Annotated in this window: 2 protein-coding genes; one reads left to right on the top strand and one right to left on the bottom strand. The window is 46.1% G+C overall.

Annotated features, from left to right (window positions below):
* The coding region (locus tag A3761_RS27730) for a hypothetical protein (RefSeq protein ID WP_197473049.1) at window positions 1-317 on the top strand (317 nt) is incomplete at its 5' end.
* 78 nt (window positions 318-395) lie between these two features.
* Here A3761_RS27730 and A3761_RS13925 read toward each other — a convergent pair.
* Complete coding sequence (locus tag A3761_RS13925; protein ID WP_068553458.1) at window positions 396-1,982, bottom strand: BCCT family transporter; 1,587 nt, start codon at window positions 1,980-1,982, stop codon at window positions 396-398.
* Between the last annotated feature and the right edge of the window lie 34 nt (window positions 1,983-2,016).

Here is a 2,016-nt window from a genome sequence, read left to right as displayed (position 1 = left end):
GTAAAAATGGCATTATTGAGGAAGAAGCACAAGCAGCCAATCGCCAACGACAGGGCTTGAAGGTTTTCGAGACGACCTTGAAAAAGCTCGAAAAGTATAAGTCCGATATCGATAACAATGAACACGACATTGTTGAATTGCATAACGAGTTAAAAAAAGTTAAAGATGAGTTCGACAAGAAAATTCGTCGCCTTGAAGTGATTACCGGTAAGACTGCCAGTGATTATGCCAAGCTTCTGCAAGATTTAAGTGACGACAATAAAGACAAACCCCAGACTCCCTCTGAAGAAGCACAAACAAACGATAACAATCCTTAGCCTAAACTATTACCCTAAAAGCGGACGTCTGCTTCATTAAGTATTTAATCTAACCTTAACAAAGCAAACGTGATCGTGTTATGAGTAATACTTAGGCTCAGTTCTGAGCCCCATCAACAAACTAACGCACATCGCAAGCAACACAAAGGTAAATGGCAACCCTGAAGAGATAGCACCTGCTTGCAGCGCTTGTATTGCTTCGGTCCCTCCTATCCATAACAAGGCAGCCGCGATTGCGCCTTCAATAGTTGCCCAGTAGATACGTTGGGGTACGGGCGCATCAATTTTGCCACCTGCTGTAATGCTATCAATGACCAAAGACCCTGAATCGGAAGAAGTAATAAAGAATACCAATACAAGGAGAATAGCGATCATCGATAGAAGCTGACTCATGGGCAGCTCATCGAACATCTGAAACATGGCAAGCGGGACATCCGTTAGACCATTTGCTCCAAGCTCACCGACACCGTTCACAACTTGATCGATGGCAATACCACCATAGACCGACATCCATATTACAGTCACTGCGGTTGGCACGAGTAGCACGGCACAGAGGAATTCGCGGATAGTTCTGCCTTTAGATATACGCGCAATAAACATTCCGACAAAAGGCGACCATGATATCCACCAGGCCCAATAGAACACCGTCCAACCTTGAAACCAGGCTTCGTCATCTCGATTGTGCGGATTACTAAGCGGTATTATATTCTCAAGGTACGCACCAATCGTAGTGGGAACATTCCCCAGCGCTACAGCTAAGCCTACCATTGCAACAAAAATCAATAATACAAAGGCGATCACCATATTCACGTTACTTAGTAACTTCACACCACCTTCCAAGCCTCTAACGACCGAGATGATAGCTAAGGCAGTCACACCCACGATAACTAAAATCTGTAAGCCGATACCGCCATCAGTGCCAAACACGTGATTAATACCGCTCGCCGCTTGCTGCGCCCCTAGCCCTAAAGATGTGGCTAGACCAAAGAGTGTCGCAAGTACTGCAAGAATATCGATAATGTGGCCAGGCCATCCCCACGTACGCTCTCCTAGCAGCGGGTAAAAAACGGATCGAATAGAGAGTGGAAGCCCTTTGTTGTAGGTAAAAAAAGCTAAGGAAAGCGCAACGACGCCATAGATCGCCCAGGGGTGAATTCCCCAGTGATACATCGTCGCGCCCATGGCCATACTCGCCGCTTCGGGCGTGTTTGCTGCCACATTGAGAGGCGTTTTGTACCAGCCGGTATAATAGGAAACAGGTTCGGCTACTCCCCAGAACATCAGCCCGATGCCCATGCCTGCAGCAAACAACATCGCTAGCCATGTTAGCGTAGAATGCTCTGCTTTTGCCTCATTGCCTCCTAAGCGAACCTTGCCGAAAGGAGAAACAATAAGCGCCAGGCAGAACAACACAAAAATATTGCCTGCCCAAATAAACAAACCATCGAAAGCACCAATAATATCCCATTTAAGACCATCTAATGCAGCTTTTGCGGTCGCTGAATCAGTTAGCAGTGTGGCTACTAAAAATAACAATATCAGCCCGGAACTCACAGCAAATACCGGGTTATGAATATCAAAACCCCAGCGTTGAACATTGTGCTGCCCAACGCTGTAGTCAGTACTGTGAATGCCATATTTATCGTTAGGGTTAGGTACGCTCATCAGCAAAGCCCTTTCATTTATTGTTATCAATTGG

Source organism: Oleiphilus sp. HI0123 (assembly GCF_001635315.1).
Note: the sequence above shows the minus strand (reverse complement) of the source record. Positions and strands in the feature narration are given on the sequence as shown.

Bases quoted from the DNA above. Each gene is read 5' to 3' on its own strand.
- A3761_RS13925 (WP_068553458.1), bottom strand. From the start codon at position 1,982: ATGAGCGTACCTAACCCTAACGATAAATATGGCATTCACAGTACTGAC.